Here is a 23619-nt window from a genome sequence, read left to right as displayed (position 1 = left end):
GGGTCGGGCCGGGTACGTGGTCGGGGTGCGGCGGGCGCTCATGACTCGCCGAACCGGCTGTCGAGCAGGTCCAGGAGTTCCTCGGTGCTGCCCGCGGTCTCCAGTTCTCCGTAGGCGTCGTCGGCCTCGGTGCCCCGTACGGCGGTGAGGAGCGCGCCGAGGCGGGAGGCCATCCGCAGCCGCGCGGTGTCGTCGGCGGGCAGCGCCTTGATGTCCGTCTCGATCCGGTCGAGGCGGGCGAGGAGGGCGTCGGCCGAGGTGTCGTCCCGGGGGTCGAGTGCGGCGAGCAGGTGGGCGGCGAGCCGCCGCGGGGTGGCGTGGTCGAAGAGCAGCGTCGGCGGCAGGTCGAGTCCGGTGGCACGGTTCAGGCGGTTGCGCAGGTCGACCGAGAGCATGGAGTCGAAGCCCGCGTGGCTGAACTCGGTGTCGGGGGCGAGACCGCCGTCCGTGCCGTGGCCCAGGACCGTGGCACCGGTGGAGCGCACCAGGTCCAGGACGGTGCGCTCGCGGTCGGCGGGGGTCAGCGCGGCCAGGCGGGTGCGCAGCCGCTCCCCCGCGTCGGTGGCGTCGGGCCGCCGTTCGGCGGCGGCCCGCGCGGCTTCGGGCAGGTCGTCCAGGAGCGGGCCGGGCCGTATGGAAGTGAAGACGGGGGCGAAGTGCGCCCAGTCCACGTCGGCGACGGTCACGGACGCCTCGCCGTCCCCCAGCGCCCGGTACATGCCCGCGAAGGCGGTGGCCCGGTCCATGAAGGGCAGGCCGCGGCGCACCGCGAGGCCGGCGTGGTCGGCGCGTTCGCCACTGGTCTCCTCGCCCCACAGGCCCCAGGCCAGCGAGGTGACGGGGAGGCCGTCGGCGCGGCAGCGTTCGGCGTACGCGTCGAGGAAGGCGTTGGCGGCGGCGTAGGCGCCGTGTTCGCCGCTGCCCCACACGCCGGCGATGGAGGAGAACAGCACCAGTTCGCGCAGGTGCCGGCGGTCCAGGAGTTCGGCGAGGTGGACGGCGCCGGCGACCTTGGCGTCCATCACGTCGGCGAAGCCGGTGAGGGTGGTGGTCTCCAGGGGCGCGATGTCCAGGTGGGCGGCGGCGTGCACGGCGGTGGTGACGGGGTGTCCGGCGTCGGCGAGTTCGCCGAGCACCGCGGCGAGCCGGTCGCGGTCACGCACGTCGCAGGCGAAGACGTGCGCGGTGGCACCCAACTCACCCAGCTCATCGACCAGTTCGGCCACCCCGGGGCTTTCGGCGCCGCGTCGGCTCAGCAACGCCACATGGGTGGCACCGCGTTCGGCGACCGACCGGGCGAGCTGCGGCCCGAGCGAACCGGAGGCCCCGGTGATCAGGACCGTTCCGGCGGGCCGCCAGGTGTCACCTGCGGACGGGGCCGTGCGGTCGTGGCGCACCAGTCGGCGCACCCACGTCCGTGTGCCGCGTACCGCCCACTGGTCCTCGTCGCCGTCGCGGGCCAGGACGTCCAGGAGGGTGGCGACGCTGTCCGCGCCGGGGTCGGCGGGCAGGTCGGCCAGGCCGCCCCAGCGCCGGGGCTGTTCGAGGGCGGCGACCCGGCCCAGGCCCCAGAGCTGGTTCTGTACGGGGCGGGCGGGGGCATCCTCGACACCGGCCGCGCCGGTGGTCACGGCCCACACCGGGGCGTCCAGGTCCAGGTCGCCCAGGGCCTGGAGGGCGGTGACGGTCAGCGCGAGTCCGGTGGTCAGGCCGGGCAGCGCCGGGTGGGGCCGCTCGTCCAGTCCGAGCAGGGAGAGGACGCCGGCGTAGGCGCCGGGCCCGTCGGGGGCGATGCGGGCGGCGAGGGCCGCGCGGTCCTCGGTGTCCGGCGCGCCGAGCGTCACCGGCGTGTGGTCGAGTCCGGTGTCGGCCAGCAGCGCGCGCAGGCGGCCACTGTCCGGCGTGCCGGGGTCGAGGACCAGCCACCGGCCGGGCGGCACGGCGCCGGCCCCGGCCTGCCGGGCCCGCCAGGTGATGCGGTAGCGCCAGGAGTCCAGCGTGGAGCGGCGGCGGCTCTCCCGGCGCCAGGCGGCCAGTGCGGGCAGGACGCCGTCCAGGCCGTCCACCGCGCCCAGCTGTCCGGTGAGCTGTTCCAGGTCCTCGCGTTCGACGGCGTCCCAGAAGCGGGCGTCCACGTCGGAGGCGGGTGCCGTGACGGGGTTGGCGACGGGGTCGAGCCAGTAGCGTTCGTGGTGGAAGGCGTAGCCGGGCAGCGGTACGCGGCGGCCCTGCGGGAGGACCCGGTCCCAGTCGACGCCCAGTCCGTGGACGTAGCCTTCGGCGAGGACGCCGAGCAGGTGGCCGGTGGCGTCGCCGTCCCGGCGCGGCGCGGCGTCGCACACCACGCCGTCGGCGCCGTGCGCCTCCAGCGTCCGCCGCACGCCGACCGTGGTCGCGGGGTGCGGTGCGACCGGGAGATGGAACGTGAAGCCGTCGTCGGCCAGCGCTTCGACGGCCGTGCTCAGCCGGACCGTCTCGCGCAGGTTGCGGTACCAGTACGCGGCGTCGAGTTCGTGTCCGGCGAGGCGGGTGCCGGTCACCGTCGAGTACAGCGGTACGGCGCCGTCGCGCGGGGCGATGCCGTCGAGCGCGTCGAGCAGCCGGTCGCGGAGGGTTTCCACGGCGGCGGAGTGGGGCGCGCGGTCGGCGTCGAGGCGGCGGACGTGGACGCCGTCCGCGCGGGCGGCGTCCGCCAGTTCGTCCAGTGCCGCGTCGGGCCCGGACACCACGACGGAGCGGGGGCCGTCCACGGCGGCGAGCGACAGCGGCCCGCCCAGCCGTTCCCGCACCTCGTCCTCGGACAGGGACAGGGCCAACAGGCCGCCTTCACCGGACAGTTCGGTCAGCAGCCGGGAGCGGACGGCGACGACGCGGGCGCCGTCGGCGAGGGTGAGCGCGCCGCTGACGCACGCGGCGGCGATCTCGCCGTGCCCGTGCCCGGCCACGCCGTCCACCGGTACGCCCCAGTCGCGCCAGACCTCCGCCAGCGAGACGAGTACCGCGAAGGAGGCGGGTTCCGCGATGTCCACGGGGAGCGCCGTCACGGCGTCCGTGCCGTCCAGCACCTCGGTGAGGGACCACTTCACCCAGGGGGTGAGTGCTTCCTCGCAGGCGCGGACGGAGGCGGCGAAGACCTCGTTGCCGGCGAGCAGCGCGCGGGCCGTGCCGAGCCACTGGCCGCCCGGCCCGGGGAACAGCAGCGCGGTGCGGCCGCGCAGCGCCGTGCCGGTGGCCACCGAGGCGGGCCGGACCGCTTCGGGGTCGGCGAGGGCGGCGAGTCCGGCGAGAAGTTCGTCGCGGTCGCCGGCCAGGACCGTCGCGCGGTGTTCGAAGGCGGCGCGGGTGGCGGCCAGCGTCCGGGCCACGTCCGCCGTGCCGAGGCCCGGGTGGGCGAGCAGGTGCTCGTGCAGGGCCCGGGCCTGGGCGGGCAGGGCGTCCGCGGTCCGCGCGCAGACCGGTACGGGCACCGGGCCGGGGGACGGCGCGGGGGCGGGCTCGTGGACCGGGTCGCCCTCCTCCAGGACGACGTGGGCGTTGGTGCCGCTGATGCCGAACGAGGACACGGCGGCGCGCCGCGGGTGCTCGCCGCGCGGCCAGGGTCGGGCCTCGGTGAGGAGGTGCACGGTGCCCGCCGACCAGTCCACCTCGGGCGAGGGGGTCTCGGCGTGCAGGGTGCGCGGCAGGGTGCCGTGCCGCAGGGCCTGCACCATCTTGATGACTCCGGCGGCGCCGGCGGCGGCCTGGGTGTGCCCGAGGTTCGACTTCAGCGATCCCAGGTACAGCGGCCGGCCGGCGGTGCGGTCCTTGCCGTAGGTGGCCAGCAGCGCCTGGGCCTCGATCGGGTCGCCGAGCCGGGTGCCCGTGCCGTGCGCCTCGACGGCGTCGATCTGCTCGGGGCGCAGGTCCGCCCGGCGCAGCGCCGCCTGGATGACGCGCTGCTGGGCGGGCCCGTTGGGGGCGGTCAGGCCGTTGGAGGCGCCGTCCTGGTTGACGGCGGAGCCGCGGATCACGGCCAGTACCTCGTGTCCGTTGCGGCGGGCGTCGGAGAGGCGTTCCACGACGAGGACGCCCGCGCCCTCGGACCAGCCGGTGCCGTCGGCGTCGGCCGAGAAGGACTTGGAGCGCCCGTCGCGGGCGAGGCCGCCCTGGCGGCTGAACTCGACGAAGATGTTCGGCGAGGCCATGACGGTGGCGCCGCCGGCGAGCGCGAGGTCGCATTCGCCCTGGCGCAGGGACTGGCAGGCCAGGTGCAGGGTGACCAGCGAGGACGAGCAGGCGGTGTCCACGGTGACGGCCGGGCCCTCCAGGCCGAGCAGGTAGGAGATCCGGCCGGACATCACGCTGTTGCTGTTGGCGATGCCGAGGATGCCTTCCAGGCCGTCGGGGGTGCCGCCCAGCCGGGTGAGGTAGTCGTTGTACATGACGCCGGTGAACACGCCGGTGCGGCTGCCGCCGAGGGACTGCGGGTCGATCCCGGCGTGTTCGACGGCCTGCCAGGCGGTCTCCAGCATGATCCGCTGCTGCGGGTCCATCGCCAGGGCCTCGCGCGGCGGGATGCCGAAGAAGGCGGCGTCGAATCCGGCGACGTCGTCGAGGAATCCGCCTTCGCGGGCGTAGGCCGTGCCGGTGCGGTCCGGGTCGGGGTCGTAGAGGCCGTCCAGGTCCCAGCCGCGGTCGGCGGGGAATCCGCCGATGGCGTCGCGGCCTTCGGCGACCAGGCGCCACAGGTCCTCCGGGCCGGCCACGCCGCCCGGGTAGCGGCAGCCGATGCCGACGACGGCGATCGGCTCGTCGCCGTCGGGGGCGACGGGCGCCGGGGCGGTGCCGTCGTCCTCGGCGGGGTCCGTGAAGAGTTCGTCGGCGAGGTGGGCGGCGAGCGCGGTGGGCGTCGGGTGGTCGAAGACCAGGGTGGCGGGGAGCCGGAGACCGGCCAGGTCGGAGAGCTTGTTGCGCAGTTCCACGGACATCAGCGAGTCGAAGCCGATTTCGCGCAGCGGCCGGCCGGGGTCGATGCCGGCCGCGTCCGTGTGGCCGAGTACCGAGGCGATCCGGGCGCGTACGGCGTCCAGCAGGGCGCGTTCGCGGTCCGCGGCCGGCAGCCCGGCCAGATCCGGGCGGGCTCCGGCGGGCTTGGCCGCCGACTCCCGTTCCCGGGGTGCCACTTCGGTGAACAGCGGCGCCGGGCGGGCCGCGGTGAACGCGGGCAGGAACCGGGGCCAGGCCACGTCCGCCAGCACGGCGTCGGTGCCGCGCGCGACCGCGCGGGCCAGCGCCGCCACGCCGTCGGCGACCGGCAGCGGTGTGAGTCCGCGGCGCCGGAGCTGCTGTTCGATGACCGGATCGACCATGCCGCCGCCCGCCCAGGGACCCCAGGCGAGCGCGGTGCCGGCCAGGCCGCGGGCGCGGCGGCGGGCGGCGAGGGCGTCGAGGGCGGCGTTGCCCGCCGCGTAGCCGGACTGGCCGGCGGCGCCCCAGATACCGGAGATCGAGGAGAACAGGACGAAGGCGTCCAGGTCAGTGTCGCCGAGCACGTCGTCCAGGACGCGGGCGCCGGCCGTCTTCCCGGCCATGACGGCGTGGAAGTCCGCGGGCGCGGTCTCCAGCAAGGGCGCCTCGGCGCCCACTCCGGCGGCGTGGAAGACGGCCCGGACCGGCTCGCCCGCCTCCTGGGCCTCCGCGACCAGCGCGGCCATCGCGGCGCGGTCGGTGACATCGGCGGCGATGATCCGTGTGGGCGTGCCGGTGGCGGTCAGCTCGGCGAGCAGTTCGTCGGCGCCCGGGGCGTCGGGGCCGCGCCGGGAGAGCAGGACGAGCGAGCAGCCGCCGAGTCCGGCCAGCCAGCGGGCAACGTGGCCGCCGAGCGAGCCGGTTCCGCCGGTGATCAGGACGGTGCCGGACGGCGTCCAGTCGAGGGCCGGTTCCTCCGCGGGCCGGGCGGTGACGAGACGGCGTACGGACACGCCGTCCGGGCGGACGCGGAACTGGTCCTCGTCCGTCGCGGCGGTGAGCAGGCCCGCGAGATGCCCGGCCGTCTCCCCGGCGGCGTCGGCGGCGTCGGGCAGGTCGATCAACCCGCCCCAGCGGTCGGGAAGTTCGAGGGCGGCGACCCGGCCCAGGCCCCATACCGCGGCGGCGTCCGGGTCCTCGTCGGCCCGGCGGGTGACACACCACGTCCGCGCGTGCTCCCCGGCGTCGGCGAGCGCCTGGAGGGCGAGCAGCAATTCCTCCGGGCAGGCGGCCAGGCACAGCACACCGGCGAATCCGGCTCCGCTGCCACGTGCCTCCGCCAGCTCCCCGGCGAGGGCCGCGCGGCCGGCGGCGGTGTCGAGACCGGCGGTCACGGCGTCCTCGAACAGGCCGGTGGCCCAGGCGGTGTCGGCGCCCGGCGCGGCCAGCACCAGCCAGGTGCCGGGCACCGTACCGGCCGGCGCGGCGTCCGGGAACGGGCGCCAGGCCACTTCGTGGCGCAGGCGGTCGAGGTGCGCGGCGGTGTCCGCGCGCAGCCGCCCGGCGTCCGTGGCCCGCAGCACCAGCCGCTCGGTGGCGACGACCGGCTCCCCGGCCGGGGTGGCCGCCTCGAACCGTACGGCCTCGTCGCTGACCCGCAGCCGTACGCGCAGCTCGGTCGTACCGGACGCGCCCACGGTGGTACGGGCGAAGGAGAACGGCAGCCGTACCGCCTCGCGGTAGGCGCCGTCGGTCAGCGGCAGGGTGTGCAGCGCGGCGTCGAGCAGCGCGGGGTGGATGCCGAACCGCGCGTCCCCGTGCCCCTCGGACAGTGCGACCTCGGCGTACACCTCGTCCCCGGCCCGCCACACGGCCCGCAGGCCGCGGAAGGCGGGCCCGTACGCGTACCCGCGGTCGGCCAGTTCCTCGTACACTCCCCCGACCGGGACCGGCACGGCGCCGGCCGGCGGCCACTGACCGGCGGCCCATGCGGCGGTGACGGCCGCCGTCGCCGCCGGTACGGCGAGGGTGCCGGCGGCGTGCTCCTGCCACTGCCCGTCGGCGTCCCGCGCGCGGATCACGAATTCGCGCGCCGCGTCGCCCGGCGGGGCCACCCACACCTGAACGTCGGTGCCGGTGTCCGGCAGGACGAGCGGCGCCTGGAGCACCAGGTCGGCGATCTCACCGGCACCGGCCTGCCGGGCGGCCCGGGCGGCCAGTTCGAGGAAGCCGGTGCCGGGGAACAGCACGGTGCCGTACACGGCGTGGTCGGCGAGCCACGGGTCGGTGGACGGGGACAGCCTGCCGGTGAGCAGCAGCCCGCCGGCCGCCGGCAGTTCGACGGCGCCGGTCAGCACGGGGTGGTCCACCACGTCGGCGCCCGCGCCGGCCGCCGGCTGCGCGGTGAGCCAGTAGCTCTGGTGCTGGAAAGCGTAGGTGGGCAGCTCCACCCGGCGGCCCTCGGGCAGTACGGTTCGCCAGTCCACCGTCGCGCCGTGCGCGAACGCCTGGCCCAGCGCGGCCAGGACGGTACGCGGCTCGGAGTGGGCGCGGCGCACGGCGGCCACCACCGGGCGACTGTCGTCCACGACGGGGGTGAGCGCCGCGTCCGGGCCCAGCTCCACGAGGAGGTCCGCCTCGGTCATGCGCGTGACGGCGTCCGCGAAGCGCACCGCGTGGCGGGCGTGGTCCAGCCAGTACGCGGACGTGGAGAACGCGTGCCGGGAGTCGGCGGACGGGCTGACCGGCACGGTCGGCTCGTGGAAGGTCAACCCCTCCAGGACCGTACGGAACTCGACCAGCATCGGCTCCATCAGCGGCGAATGGAACGCGTGGCTGACCCGCAGTCGTATGGTGCGGCGTTCCTGCTCCCGCCAGTACGCCTCCAGACGCGCCACCTCGGCCTCGGCGCCGGAGACCACGACCGCCCGCGGCCCGTTGACGGCCGCGACGGCGAGGTCGGCGGCGCCGTTGAGCGAGGCCACCACTTCCTCCTCCGAAGCGGCGACGGCCAGCATGGCCCCACCTTCCGGCAGCGTCTGCATCAACGCCCCGCGCGATACGGCCAGTTGGGCAGCATCCTCCAGCGACAGCACACCCGCCACCACAGCGGCGGCGATCTCACCGACCGAATGGCCCGCCACCGTGGCGAAGGTGACACCCCAGGACTGCCACAGCCTGGCCAACGCCACCTCAAAGGCGAACAACGCCGGCTGGGCGAACTCCGTCCGCTCCAACGTCTCCGCCGGACCCTCCCACATCACCGCACGCAGCGAACGGCCCAACAGCGGATCAACGTGCCCGCACACCTCATCCAACGCCTCCGCGAACACCGGAAAGGCGTCGGCCAGTTCACAGCCCATGCCAACCCGCTGAGCACCCTGGCCGGAGAACAGCACCCCGACACGGCCCGCACCAGCCGCCGTACTGCCGGAGACCTCCCCCAGCCCCGCCAGCACCTCGTCCCGGCCAGCACCCACCACCACCGCACGGTGATCGAACACCGACCGCGACGCCACCAACGACCACGCCACATCCCCCAACGCCAGCTCCGGACGCGCCGCCACGAACTCTCCCAGCACCGCCGCCTGATCCCGCACCGCCGCAACCGACTTACCCGAAACCACCAACGCCACCGGACCGTCCGCAGCTGTGGCAGCGGCGGGCTCCTCGTCGGCCGGCTCCGCCTCGTACTCCTCCAGCACCAGGTGTGCGTTGGTGCCGCTCATGCCGAACGAGGACACCGCGGCCCGGCGGGGGTGGCCGGCGCGTTCCCAGGGGCGGGCGTCGGCCAGCAGTTCCACCGTGCCGGCCGACCAGTCCACCTCGGTCGTCGGGCGGTCCGCGTAGAGGCTCTTCGGCATCACGCCATGCCGCATCGCCTCCACCATCTTGATCACGCCGGCGACCCCCGCGGCGGCCTGCGTGTGTCCGATGTTGGACTTCAGCGAGCCCAAGTACAGCGGCCGTCCGGCCTGCCGGGCGGTGCCGTAGGTGGCGATCAGCGCCTGGGCCTCGATCGGGTCGCCGAGGCGCGTGCCCGTACCGTGCGCCTCGATCAGGTCCATCTCGTCGGCGGCGACCCGGGCGTGGGTCAGCGCCGCCTCGATGACGCGCTGCTGCGAGGGGCCGTTGGGCGCGGTCATGCCGTTCGAGGCGCCGTCCTGGTTGACGGCGGAACCGCGGATGACGGCCAGCACGTCGTGGCCGTGGCGCAGCGCGTCCGAGAGGCGCTCCACGACCAGGACGCCGACGCCCTCGGACCAGCTCGTGCCGTCGCCGTCCTCGGCGAAGGAGCGGCAGCGCCCGTCGGTGGACAGCACGCGCTGGCGGCTGTATTCAACGAAGAAGGTGGGGGTGGACATGATGGCCACGCCACCGGCCAGCGCCATGTCGCATTCGCCGTTGCGCAGGGCCTGCGCGGCCAGGTGCAGCGCGACGAGCGAGGACGAGCAGGCCGTGTCGACGGTGACCGCCGGCCCCTCCAGGCCGAACAGGTAGGAGACGCGGCCCGCGGCGACGCTGCCCGCACTGCCGCTGACCAGGTAGCCCTCGAACCCGTCGGGGGCCTGCGGGAACCGGCCGCCGTAGTCGTGGTGCATCACGCCGGTGAAGACACCGGTGCGGCTGCCGCGCACCGTGGCCGGGTCGATACCGGCCCGTTCCAGCGCCTCCCACGAGGTCTCCAGCAGCATCCGCTGCTGGGGGTCCATGGAGAGGGCCTCGCGGGGGCTGAGGCCGAAGAAGTCGGCGTCGAACCGTTCGATGCCGGTCAGGAAGCCGCCTTCGCGGGTGTAGGACTTGCCTGCGGCGTCGGGGTCCGGGTCGTACAGCCCGGCGAGGTCCCAGCCGCGGTCGGTGGGGAACCCGCTGATCTCGTCGCGGCCTTCGGCGACCAGGCGCCACAGGTCCTCGGGGGTGCGCACGCCGCCGGGGTAGCGGCAGCCCATGCCGACGATGGCGATGGGTTCGCTGTGCTTCGACTCGACGTCACGCAGGCGCGTCCGGGTCTTCTGCAGATCCGTCGTCACCTTGCGCAGGTACTCGACGAGCTGCTGTTCGTCTGCCATGTTCTGTGCACCTATCGGCGTGGGTCGGGAGTCAGGGGTTTCCGAGCTCGGAGTCGATGAACCGCATCAGTTCGTCGGCGCTGGCGTTCTCCAGGCCGGTCGTGGCGGTGACGGGCCTGGCGTCCAGTTCGGCGAGCCGTTCCAGCAACGAGCCGAGTCGGGTGGCCAGTTCGGCGCGGGTGGCCGCGTCGGTGAGCGCCGAGAGGGCCTTGGCCTCGACGCGTTCGAGGTCCGCCAGCACCGGACCGTCACCGGAGGCGCCGGGGGCCTCGTCGTCGAGTACCAGTTGGGTGAGCAGGTACCGCGCCAGCGCGTGCGGTGTCGGGTGGTCGAAGACCAGCGTCGCGGGCAGCCGGACCCCGCCGGCCCCGGCGAGCCGGTTGCGCAGCTCCACCGACATCAGCGAGTCGAAACCGAAGTCCTTCAGGGCGCGGTCGGCGTCGATGCGGCCGGGGTCGGACTGGCCGACGACCGCCGCCACATGGCCGCGGACCACGTCGAGCAGGACGGCTTCGCGTTCGGCCGCCGGCAGTGCGGAGAGCCGCTGGGTCAGCGAGGCCCCGCCCTTCGGGGCGGCCTCCTGCCGGGGTGCCGGCGCGAACCGGGACAGCAGGGGGCTCGGCCGGGACGCGGTGAAGGCGGGCAGGAACCGCGCCCAGTCCACTTCGGCGACGACCGCGTCCGAGCCGGTGGCGACGGTCTGTTCCAGGGCCTGGAGCGCGCCGGGCACGGACAGCGGTGTCAGGCCACGACGGCGCAACTCGCGTTCGATCTCCGGCTCGACCATGCCGCCGCCCGACCAGGGGCCCCAGGCGACGGCCGTGGCGGGCCTCCCCTGGGCCCTGCGGCGCCGGGCCAGGGCGTCCAGGCAGGCGTTCCCGGCGGCGTATCCGGCCTGCCCGGCGGCGCCCCAGGTCCCGGAGACCGAGGAGTACAGGACGAAGTCCTCCAGGTCGGGGAGGAGCTCGTCGAGCACCAGGGCGCCGCGCACCTTGGCCGCCATCTCGTCGCGCAGCGCCTCGGCGGTGGTGTCGGCGAGGGGCACATCCCGTACGACGCCGGCGGTGTGCACCACGGTGCGTACGGGGGCGCCCGCGGCGTCCAGGGAGGAGACCAGCTCGGCCATGGCGACGCGGTCGGTGATGTCGGCGGCGACGGCGGTGGCGTGCGCGCCGGCCGCGGTGAGGTCCGCCAGCAGCCCGTCCGCTCCGGGGGCGTCGGTGCCCCGGCGGGACAGCAGCACCAGGCGGATGTCCGGCTGGGCGGCGAGCCGCCGGGCGAGGTGTCCGCCCAGGGCTCCGGTGCCGCCGGTGATCAGTACGGTGCCCTTCGGGGTCCACGGGGTCGCGGGGGCCGCCGGGGCGGGGACGATCCGCCGGGCCCACCGGCCGCCGCGCCGGACGGCGAGCTGGTCCTCGGCGCCGTCACCGGTCAGGACGGTGACCAGGGCCCGCCGGGTGGCGTCGTCGGCCCGCGCGGGCAGGTCGACGAGTCCGGCCCACCGCTGCGGGAGTTCCAGTGCGGCGACGCGACCCATACCCCAGACGCCGCCGGCCTCCACGTCGGGCTCCGGGTCGTCGGTGCCGGTCGCGACGGCTCCGGTGGTGACGCACCATACGGGCGCGTCGGTGCCGTGGAGGGTGTGCAAGGCGTTCAGCAGGGTTTCCACGCGGCCCGCCGAGACCAGGACACCGTCCGGGACGGTCGTACCGTCCCAGGTGGCGGCGGTGACGGTGGCCGTGAACACCGGGGCGAGGTCGGGCCGGGCGTCGCCCAGCAGGAGCCAGGTGCCGGGCACCCGGGCGGGCCCGTCGCCGGCGTCGGCCAGGTGCTCCCAGGTCTCGATGAACCGGGCGGCCTTGCCCTCGGCGCCCGCGGCCTCCAGTTGGGCCCGGTCCACCGGGCGCAGGATCAGGGTGTCCACGGCGATGACCGGCGCCCCGGTGGAGTCGGTGGCGAGCACGGTGACCGCGTCGCCCTCGACCCGCAGGAGCACCCGCAGCTGCCGGGCGTCGGCGGACAGCAGGGACACCCCGTTGAAGGAGAACGGCAGCCGCACCTCGTCCGCCTCGTAGGAGCGGCCCGTCAGCGGCAGGGCGTGCAGCGCGGCGTCGAGCAGCGCCGGGTGGAGCCCGAAACCGGTGGGCTGCCCCTCGGGCAGCACGATCTCGGCGAACAGGTCCGCGCCGCGCTCCCACACCCCGGTGACGCCCCGGAAGGCCGGCCCGTACTCGTAGCCGCGTACCGCGAGGTCCGGGTAGAGCCTGTCCACGGGCACCGCCACCGCACCGGCCGGCGGCCAGACCGTCCCGGTCCAGTCCGGGGTGAAGCCCGTACCGGCGGCCGTCGCGGTGCCCGTGGTCGCTACGGAACCGGTGGCGTGCAGGGTCCACTCGCCGCTGCCCGCGCGGGAGCGGATGTGCAGCTCCCGTTCGGGACCGTCGCCCGGCGCGACCCACACCTGCACGTCCCGCGGCTTGCCGCCGGGGAACACCATCGGCGCGCGCAGCACCAGTTCGCCCACCTCGTCGGCGCCGACCGACCGCGCGGCCTCCATCGCCAGCTCGACGAAGCCGGTACCGGGCAGCAGGACGGTGCCCATCACACTGTGGTCGGGCAGCCAGGCGTCGCTCCCCGGCGTCAGCCGCCCGGAGAGCACCACCCCGCCCGAGCCGGGCAGTTCGGTCCGTACGGTCAGCATCGGGTGCGGCTGCGGGTCCCCGCCGGCGGGCGTCCGCTCCGCGGCAGGCGGAGCCAGCCAGTACGTCTGGTGCTGGAAGGCGTAGGTGGGCAGCTCCACCCGGCGGCCCTCGGGCAGTACGGCCCGCCAGTCCACCGCCGCGCCGTGGGCCCACGCCTGGCCCAGCGCCGCCAGGGCGGTCTTGGACTCGGGCTGCTTACGGCGTACGGAAGCCAGGACCGGACGGTTGTCGTCCACGACGGGGGTGAGCGCCGCGTCCGGGCCCAGCTCCACGAGGACATCCGCCTCGGCCATGCGGGCCACGGCGTCCGCGAAACGCACCGCATGGCGGGCGTGGTCCAGCCAGTACGCGGGAGACGCGAACGGGCGCTCGGAGTCGGCGGACGGGCTGACCGTCACCGTCGGCTCGTGGAAGGTGAGGCCCTCCAGAACCGTCCGGAACTCGGCCAGCATCGGTTCCATCAGCGGAGAGTGGAACGCGTGACTGACCCGCAGACGCGTCGTACGGCGGCCCTGTTCCCGCCAGAACGCCTCCAGGCGTTCCACTTCTGCCCCGGCACCCGAGACCACCACCGCCTGCGGGCCGTTGACCGCCGCGACGGCGATGTCGGCGGCGCCGTTGAGCGAGGCCACCACTTCCTCCTCCGAAGCGCCGACGGCCAGCATGGCCCCACCTTCCGGCAGCGCCTGCATCAACGCCCCGCGCGATACGGCCAGTTGGGCAGCATCCTCCAGCGACAGCACACCCGCCACCACAGCCGCAGCGATCTCACCAACCGAATGGCCCGCCACCGTGGCGAACGACACTCCCCACGACTGCCACAGCCTGGCCAACGCCACCTCAAAGGCGAACAACGCCGGCTGAGCGAACTCCGTCCGCTCCAACGTCTCCGCCGGACCCTCCCACATCACCGCACGCAGCGACCGCCCCAACAGCGGATCAACGCACGAGCACACCTCACCCAACGCCTCCGCGAACACCGGGAAAGCACCCGCCAGTTCACGCCCCATACCAACCCGCTGAGCACCCTGGCCGGAGAACAACACCCCGACACGGCCCGCACCAGCCGCCGTACTGCCGGAGACCTCCCCCAGCCCCGCCAGCACCTCGTCCCGGCCAGCACCCACCACCACCGCACGGTGATCGAACACCGACCGCGACGCCACCAACGACCACGCCACATCCCCCAACGCCAGCTCCGAACGCGCCGCCACGAACTCCCCCAGCACCACCGCCTGAGCCCGCACCGCCGCAACCGACTTACCCGAAACCACCAACGCCACCGGACCGCCCTCAGCTGGGGCAGCGACGGGCTCCTCGTCGGCCGGCTCCCCCGCGTACTCCTCCAGCACCACATGCGCATTCGTTCCGCTGATGCCGAACGAGGACACCGCCGCCCGGCGCGGACGCCCCTCAGGCTCCCAAGGACGCGCCTCGGCCAGCAGCTCCACCGCACCCGACGACCAGTCCACCTCACCGGTCGGACGGTCCGCGTACAGACTCTTCGGCATCACCCCGTGCCGCATCGCCTCCACCATCTTGATCACACCCGCCACACCCGCGGCGGCCTGCGCGTGACCGATGTTGGACTTCAGCGAACCGAGGTACAGCGGCTGTCCAGCCGGACGGCCGCCGCCGTAGGTGGCGATCAGGGCCTGCGCCTCGATGGGATCGCCGAGCCGGGTGCCCGTACCGTGCGCCTCGACCACGTCCACATCGCCGGGCTCCAGGCCGCCGCTGGTCAGAGCTTCGCGAATCACGCGCTGCTGCGAGGGGCCGTTGGGCGCGGTCAGGCCGTTGGAGGCGCCGTCCTGGTTGACGGCCGAACCCCGCACCACCGCCAGCACCTGGTGGCCCAGGCGGCGGGCGTCCGACAGACGCTCCACCACCAGGACACCCACGCCCTCGGACCAGCCCGTACCGTCCGCGTCGTCCGAGAAGGACTTGCAGCGGCCGTCCCGGGCGAGCCCGCCCTGCCGGCTGAACTCCACGAACATGCCCGGCGACGCCATGACGGTCGCGCCGCCCACCAGGGCCAGGTCGGTCTCGCCCTGGCGCAGCGACTGGCAGGCCAGGTGCAGCGCCACCAGCGACGACGAGCACGCCGTGTCCACCGTCACCGCCGGCCCCTCCAGGCCGAGGAAATAGGCCAGCCGGCCGGAAAGGACGCTGGAGGTGGTGCCGGTCAGCAGGTGTCCGTCGGCCCCCGGGGCGGACTGGTGGAGCCGGGGCCCGTACTCCTGGGCCACCGCGCCGGTGAACACGCCGGTGCGGCTGCCGCGTACCGTCGCCGGGTCGATACCGGCCCGTTCCATCGCCTCCCACGTGGTCTCCAGCAACAGTCGCTGCTGGGGGTCCATCGCCAGCGCCTCGCGCGGCGAGATCCCGAAGAACTCGGCGTCGAAGGCGCCCGCGGCGTCGAGGAAGCCGCCTTCGGCGGCGTCGGAGGCGGACGCGCCGCCGGGCTCGGTGAGGGCGTCCAGGTCCCAGCCGCGGTCGGCGGGGAAGGCGGAGACCGCGTCGCGGCCGTCGCGTACCAGGTCCCAGAGCTGTTCGGGGGAGCCGACGCCGCCGGGGAACCGGCAGCCCATGCCGACGATCACCAGCGGGTCGCCGTCCCGGTCCCCGGCCGTGGGGGCCGGGCCGGTGGCCGGAGCGGTGCTGCCCGTGCTCGTACCGCCCAGCAGTTCCTCCAGGCGGCCGGCGAGCGCCGCCGGGGTGGGGTGGTCGAAGACCAGGGTGGACGGGAGGGTGAGCCCGGTGGCGACGGCGAGGCGCTGCCGCAGTTCCAGGGATGTCATCGAGTCGAACCCGGCGTCCCTGAAGGCCCGGTCCCGGTCGATCGCTGCCGGGTCGCGGTGTCCTTGGACGGCCGCGGCGTGGTCGATGACGAGCCGGAGCAGGTCCGTGGTGCCGGGCGTGGGGGTGGCGGCGCCCGTCGGAGCGGGGCGACCGCCGTGGTCGCGGGGTACCGGCGCCGGGCGGGCGAAGCCGCGCATGGCGCTCGGTATGGAGTCCTGCCGTCGTAGCGCCGCGGCTTCCAGGGCGAAGGGCGCGACGCCGGGGAGGCCCTGTCCGGCGGCCCGGTCGAACAGGGCGAGTCCGTGCTCGGTGCTCAGCGGGGCGATGCCGCGGCGGGCCCAGCGGTCGACGGCCTGCTGTCCGAGTCCGGCCGTGATGCCGGTGGGCTGGGCCCACAGGCCCCAGGCCAGGGAGGTGGCGGGCCGTCCCGCGCGGTGGCGGTCGCGGGCCAGGGCGTCGAGGAAGCCGTTGGCCGCGCCGTATCCGGCCTGGCCGGGCACGCCGAGGACCGAGGAGACGGAGGAGAACAGCACGAACCGGGCGAGGTCCAGGTCCCGGGTCAGCGCGTCGAGGTGGACGGCTGCGTCGGCCTTGGGGGCGAGGACGGCGTCGAGCTGACCGGGGGTGAGGGTGTCCAGGAGCGCGTCGTCGACGACGCCGGCGGCGTGCACGACGGCGGTGAGCGGATGCTCGGCGGGTATCCGGTCCAGTGCCGCGCTCAGTTCCTCACGCTCCGTCACGTCGCAGGCGGTGATGCGGACGTCGGCGCCGAGGGCTTCCAGCCGGGACCGTACGGCGGCGGCCTCCGGGGCGTCGGGTCCGCGGCGGCTGAGCAGCAGCAGGTGCCGGACGCCGTGGGCGGTCACCAGGTGCGCGGCGGTCTCCGCGCCGAGTCCGCCGGTGCCGCCGGTGATCAGGGCGGTGCCCTCCGGGTCCAGCGGCGCGGGCACGGTCAGGACGACCTTGCCGACGTGCCGGGCCTGTTCGACGTACTGGAAGGCTTCGGGGGCGCGGCGTACGTCCCAGCAGGTGAGGGGCGGCAGCCGCAGCGCGCCGGCCTCGAACAGCTCCGTCAGGCGGGTGTTCATGCCGGCGATCAGGTCCGGCTCGACCTCGTAGAGGTCAAAGGGCAGGTACGCCACGTCCGGGTGCGCGTCGCGGACGTCCTCCGGGCGGCGCAGGTCGGCCTTGCCCATCTCGACGAACCGGCCGCCGGGGCGGACCAGGCCGAGCGAGGCGTCCACGAACTCGCGGGCCAGCGAGTTCAGGACGACGTCGACCGGCCCGAACCGGTCGGCGAAGTCCAGGTCGCGGGAGGAGGCGAGGTGGTCGTCGTCCAGTCCGGCTGCGCGCAGCGCGTCCCACTTGGCGGGGGACGCGGTGGCGTACACCTCCGCGCCGAGGTGCCGGGCGATCTGTACGGCGGCCATGCCCACGCCGCCCGCGGCGGAGTGGATCAGGACGGTCTCCCCCGCCCGCAGGCCGGCGAGTTCCACCAGCCCGTAGTAGGCGGTGAGGAAGGTGATGGGGACGGAGGCGGCCTCGGCGAAGGTCCAGCCGGCCGGTATCCGGGTGATCCTGCGCCGGTCGGCCACCGCGACCGGGGCGAAACCACCGGTGAGCATCCCGGCGACCCGGTCGCCGACGCGCAGGTCGGTCACCGCGTCGCCCGTTTCGAGGACGACGCCCGCCGCTTCGCTGCCCAGCGCGGCCTCGCCCGGGTAGGCGCCGAGCCGGATCAGGACGTCGCGGAAGTTGAGCCCGGCGGCGCGAACGCCGATGCGTACCTCGTGGGCGCCGAGGTGCCGTCCGGCGGAGGTGTCCGGTACGAGAGCCAGTTCCCGGGAGCGGGTGTCAGCCAGGTCCAGGCGCCAGGGCCCGTCGGGAGCGGCCAACGCGCCCTCGGCGCGCGCCAGTCGGGGCACGGTCACGGCGCCGTTACGGACGATCAGGTGGGGTTCGTCGCGGAACAGACCCAGCGCGCGGGGCAGGACCGCTTCGGAGGCCGCGGTGCCGTCGGTGTCGAGCAGGCCGAAGCGGTCGGGGTGTTCGGCGTACGCGGCGCGCAGGAACCCGCCGAGCGCGGCGCCCACCGGGTCGTCCTGCGAGGCGCACACCACGAGCCGGGACGTGTGCGGGCCGGAGAGCCACTGCCACACGGTCTCCAGCAGCGACCGCACCGCCGTGCGGGTGTCCGCGGCCGGGTCACCGGCCCCGGTGCCCGCCGTACCGGCCGGGGAGCCGGTCCGCAGCACGACGACCGGCGGCACGGGGCCGTCGCCCAGGCCGGCGAGCGTGTCGACGGCGGTCCAGTCGGTCGTCTCGGCCGACGGCACGACCGGGTGCGACCGTACGACGAAGAGCGCGTCGTCGGCGGGCCGGTCCGCCGCGCGCAGGGTCAGGGCGTCCACGGACAGAACGGGCCCGCCCGCCGGGGAGGCCGCGTCGAGGCGGACCGTGTCCCCGTCGCCCTTGAGGCGCACCCGCAGCGCCGTCTGCGGGCCGGAGTCGTACCAAGTGACGCCGGTGAAGGAGAAGGGCACCCGCACTCCCCCGGTTCCGCCGGTCACCAGCAGGGCGTGCAGGGCCGCGTCCAGGAGCGCGGGGTGCAGGCCGTAGCCGTCGGCGTGCGGGCCTTCGGGCAGCGCGACCTCGGCGAAGACCTCGTCCCCGGCCCGCCACACGGCCCGCAGGCCGCGGAACGCCGACCCGTACGCGTATCCCCGCGCGGCCAGCTCCTCGTACACGCCGTCGAGGGCGATCGGTTCGGCGCCGGCGGGCAGCCGGTCCCAACCCGCCCAGCCGGTTCCGGTGTCCTGCGCCTCAAGGGTGCCGGACACGTGCGTGACCCATGCGCCGTCGGCGCCGCGAGCCCGGACGAACAGCTCACGCGGAGCGTCCGTGCCATCGTCCGGCGCGACCCACACCTGGACGTCGATGCCCTCGGCGGGTACGACCAGCGGAGTGCGGACGACCAGCTCGCCCAGCCGCCGCGCGCCGCAGTGCCGCACGGCCTCCGCGGCGAGTTCGACGAAGCCGGTGCCGGGGAAGAGGGTGGCGCCCGCGACGACGTGGTCGGCCAGCCAGCGCTCGGTGCGCGGTGCCAGCCTGCCGGACAGCGCCACCCCGCCGGAACCGGGCAGCTCCACCATGCCGGAGAGCAGCGGATGGGCCAACCCGTCCACGCCGGACCCGCCGACGGCCACCGAGCTCTGCCAGTACGACTCCCGCTGGAAGGCGTAGGTGGGCAGGTCCACCCGGCGGCCCTCGGGCAGGACGGCCCGCCAGTCCACCGCCGCGCCGTGGGCCCACGCCTGGCCCAGCGCCGCCAAGGCGGCCTTGGACTCGGGCTGCTTACGGCGTACGGAAGCCAGGACCGGACGGTTGTCGTCCACGACGGGAGTGAGCGCCGCGTCCGGGCCCAGCTCCACGAGGACATCCGCCTCGGCCATGCGGGCCACGGCGTCCGCGAAACGCACCGCATGGCGGGCGTGGTCCAGCCAGTACGCGGGAGACGCGAACGGGCGCTCGGAGTCGGCGGACGGGCTGACCGTCACCGTCGGCTCGTGGAAGGTCAAGCCCTCCAGAACCGTCCGGAACTCGGCCAGCATCGGTTCCATCAGCGGAGAGTGAAACGCGTGACTGACCCGCAGACGCGTCGTACGGCGGCCCTGTTCCCGCCAGAACGCCCCCAGGCGTTCCACTTCGGCCCCGGCACCCGAGACCACCACCGCCTGGGGTCCGTTGACCGCCGCGACGGACACATCGGAAGCGCCCGCGATCACCGGAGCGATCTCGTCCTCGGACGCGGCGACGGCCAGCATCGCCCCGCCCTCCGGCAACGCCTGCATCAACCGGCCACGAGTCACGGCCAGTCGCGCCGCGTCCTCCAGCGACAGCACACCCGCCACCACAGCCGCAGCGATCTCACCAACCGAATGGCCCGCCACCGTGGCGAACGACACTCCCCACGACTGCCACAGCCTGGCCAACGCCACCTCAAAGGCGAACAACGCCGGCTGAGCGAACTCCGTCCGCTCCAACGTCTCCGCCGGACCCTCCCACATCACCGCACGCAGCGACCGCCCCAACAGCGAATCAACGCACGAGCACACCTCACCCAACGCCTCCGCGAACACCGGGAAAGCACCCGCCAGTTCACGCCCCATACCAACCCGCTGAGCACCCTGGCCGGAGAACAACACCCCGACACGGCCCGCACCAGCCGCCGTACTGCCGGAGACCTCCCCCAGCCCCGCCAGCACCTCGTCCCGGCCAGCACCCACCACCACCGCACGGTGATCGAACACCGACCGCGACGCCACCAACGACCACGCCACATCACCCAACGCCAGCTCCGAACGCGCCGCCACGAACTCCCCCAGCACCACCGCCTGAGCCCGCACCGCCGCAACCGACTTACCCGAAACCACCAACGCCACCGGACCGCCCTCAGCTGGGGCAGCGACGGGCTCCTCGTCGGCCGGCTCCCCCGCGTACTCCTCCAGCACCACATGCGCATTCGTTCCGCTGATGCCGAACGAGGACACCGCCGCCCGGCGCGGACGCCCCTCAGGCTCCCAAGGACGCGCCTCGGCCAGCAGCTCCACCGCACCCAGCGACCAGTCCACCTCACCGGTCGGACGGTCCGCGTACAGACTCTTCGGCATCACCCCGTGCCGCATCGCCTCCACCATCTTGATCACACCCGCCACACCCGCGGCGGCCTGCGCGTGACCGATGTTGGACTTCAGCGAACCGAGGTACAGCGGCTGTCCAGCCGGACGGCCGCCGCCGTAGGTGGCGATCAGCGCCTGGGCCTCGATCGGGTCGCCGAGGCGCGTGCCGGTACCGTGCGCCTCCACCACGTCCACCTCACCGGGCCGCACACCGGCGTGGGCCAGCGCTTCGCGGATCACGCGCTGCTGGGACGGGCCGTTGGGCGCGGTCAGCCCGTTGGAGGCACCGTCCTGGTTGACGGCCGAACCCCGCACCACCGCCAGCACCTCGTGACCCAGGCGGCGGGCGTCCGACAGACGCTCCACCACCAGGACACCCACGCCCTCGGCCATGCCGAAGCCGTCGGCGTCGGCGGAGAACGGCTTGGAGCGGCCGTCCGGGGACAGCGCCCGCTGCCGGCTGAACTCGATGAACATGCCCGGTTCGGCCATGACGGTGGCGCCGCCGGTGAAGGCCAGGTCACATTCGCCCTGGCGCAGCGACTGGCAGGCCAGGTGCAGCGCCACCAGCGACGACGAGCACGCCGTGTCCACCGTCACCGCCGGCCCCTCCAGGCCCAGGGCGTAGGACAGCCGGCCGGAGACGACGCTGGAGGCCGTGCCGGTCAGCACGTGGCCCTCCAGGTCGGGCCGGGCCTGGTGCAGCGGCCTGCCGTACGGCAGGTTCATGACCCCGGTGAACACGCCGGTGCGGCTGCCGCGTACGGCGGTGGCGTCGATGCCGGCGCGTTCCAGCGCCTCCCACGAGGTCTCCAGCAACATCCGTTGCTGGGGGTCCATCGCCAGCGCCTCGCGCGGCGAGATCCCGAAGAAGCCCGCGTCGAAGCGGTCCACGTCCGCCAGCAGCGCGGCCTCGCGCTGGTAGAAGGTGCCGGGACGGTCGGCGTCGGTGTGCTGGAGGGCGGCGAGGTCCCAGCCGCGGTCCGCGGGGAACTCCGTGACCGCGTCGCGGCCGTCGCGTACCAGCTCCCAGAGCTGCTCGGGGGAGGTGACGCCTCCGGGGAACCGGCAGGCCATGCCGACGATGGCGATCGGCTCGTCGGGGTCGGCCGGTACGGCGGGGGTGACGGCGGTGCGAGGATCGGTGGCGTCCGTGGTGTCGCCGAAGAGGAGCCGCAGCACCTCCAGGGCCAGGACGCGCGGGGTGGGGTGGTCGAACACGGAGGTGGCGGGCAGCCGCAGGCCCGTCGCGTCGTTGAGGCGGTTGCGCAGGGTGAGGGCGCCGAGGGAGTCCAGGCCCAGCGACCTGAAGTCGCGGTCCGCAACGGCGGGTTCGCCGTCGGGGGCGGCCAGCTCCCGGGTGATGAGGGTGGTGACGCGGGCCAGCCGCTGGGCTTCCGGCAGCGGGCGCAGTTCCTCGCGCAGGCCGGTGTCCCCGGTCTCCGCGGTGGCGGTGTCCCGGTCGTCGGTGTCCGCGACGTCCAACGGGTAGGCGGGCAGCGGCACGCGGTGGGCGCCGTCGAACACCCGGTTCCAGTCGGGGGTGACGCCGTGCAGGTGGGCGTGGGTGAGGGAGCGCACGACGCGGCCGTATCCGGCGGCGTCCCGGCGCATCGTGTCCAGCACGGCCGCGTCGTGCCCGTGCCGGGCGGCGGTGTCCTCGATCGCCATGGCGAGCACCGGGTGGGGGCTCATCTCGACGAACACCCGGTGGCCGTGGTTCAGGGCGGCCTCGGTGGCGCCCTGGAAGTCGGCGGTCCGGCGCAGGCTGCGGTACCAGTACGCGGCGTCGAGGTCCGCGGTGTCCACGCGGCCGGCGGTGGCGGAGGCGAACATCGGGACGGTGGCGGGGCGCGGCCGGATCGGTGCCAGTTCCCGCAGCAGGTAGGCGCGGATCTGTTCGATCTGCGGTGAGTGCGCGGCGATGCCGATGGGCAGGAGCCTGGCCCGGACGTCCGTGTCCTCCAGGCGCCGCACCAGGGCGGCGGCTTCCTCGGGGGCGCCCGCGACGACCGTGGCGCGCGGCCCGTTGACGACCGCGACCTCCAGGGAGAGTCCGCAGGCGTCGATGAGGTCCCGTGTCTCGGCCACGGACAGGTTCACCGCGACCATCTCGCCCTGGCCCTGGATCAGCGCCTGCGCCTTGCTGAAGGCGGCGGCCAGCCGGGCGCCGTCCGACAGGGACAGTCCGCCGGCCACGGTCGCCGCGGCGATCTCGCCCATGCTCACCCCGGCCACCGCCGCCGGCGCCACCCCGTGCGCGCGCCACAGTTCGGCCAGTGCGACCGTGACCGCGAACAACGCGGGCTGGGCGACGTCGATGCGCTCGAGGGGGACGCCGCCGCAGAGCGCGTCGTCCAGGGTGAAGTCCAGGAACGGGGCGAGCGCCCGGCCGCATTCGGCGAGCTTGGCGCGGAACAGCGGGGAGGTGTCGGCGAGTTCGCGGGCCATGCCGAGCCACTGGCCGCCCTGGCCGGGGAAGACGAACACGGCGGACGGGCCGGTGGCGCCGGTGCCGCGCGACACGGCGTCGTGGGAGCGCCCGGCCGCCAGGTCGCGCAGGGCGGCGACGGCGGTGGGGCGGTCGGTGGCGTGCACGGCGGCGCGGTGTTCCCAGACCGTGCGGGCGGTCGCCAGGGTGAAGGCGGCGTCGGTCAGGGAGGTTTCCGGCCGGGCGTCGAGGTGGCCGGCGAGGGCGTCGGCCTGTGCCCGCAGGGCGGTCTCGCTGCGGGCGGACAGCAGCAGCGGTGCCGCGAACGGCGCCTCCGGGGACGGGGTCGCGGTGTGCGGGCGCGGCGCCAGCCCCTGGAGCTGGGCGGTCCGCTTGGCGGCGCCGCGGGCGAGGACGCCGTAGTGGTCCAGGCCCGGCGCGTCGAGCGTCAGGGCCACGGCCGGGGTGCCGGGGCCTTCGTACACGACGACGACGCTGCGGTCCGTTCCCCGGCCGCTGTCCGTCTCCCCGGCCGACTCCCGGCCGCCGTCGCGGTCCGCCGTACGCAGGCGGGTGGTGGCGGCGGCGAACGGTTCCTGACGCCGTGGTGCGCGCACCTCGACGCCGGGGATGCCGTTCAGGCCCGCGGACAGGTCCTCGGCGTCCGCTCCGGCGAACACGATGACGGGACGCGCGGCCGAGGGCACCACCCCGGCGTCCTCGATCGCGGCCCATACGGTCCCGGCCGGCGAACCGGCGCCCGGGGGCGCGGAGTGCGCGACACCGGCGACGACGACGGGGCGGATGCCTTTTGCCATTTCCCGACCACTCCCGGGGGTCCAACGTTCAGCACGGACAGCTTTCCCGTGACGGGAAACGTTCCAGTAGCTGAACAAAGAGTGAACACCCGGCGACACCCCACCCTCCCCCCTAAACCACCCCTAAGCCCCGCACCCCCTAAGGGGATGACCCGCGCCCGCCCCATTTCC

At 74.9% G+C, this 23619-nt stretch carries 2 protein-coding genes; both read right to left on the bottom strand.

Annotation, left to right across the window (positions count from 1 at the left end; translation table 11 throughout):
- Positions 1–38 precede the first annotated feature (38 nt).
- On the bottom strand, positions 39–10016 hold the full coding sequence (locus ACZ4QV_RS30305; protein ID WP_467763664.1) for a type I polyketide synthase: 9978 nt from the start codon (positions 10014–10016) through the stop codon (positions 39–41).
- A gap of 31 nt (positions 10017–10047) precedes the next feature.
- Positions 10048–23448: an SDR family NAD(P)-dependent oxidoreductase gene (locus ACZ4QV_RS30300; protein ID WP_467763663.1), complete on the bottom strand. Its 13401-nt coding sequence runs from the start codon at positions 23446–23448 to the stop codon at positions 10048–10050.
- Positions 23449–23619: the final 171 nt, after the last annotated feature.

This window comes from Streptomyces sp. NPDC026394 (assembly GCF_055567735.1).
Note: the sequence above shows the minus strand (reverse complement) of the source record. Positions and strands in the feature narration are given on the sequence as shown.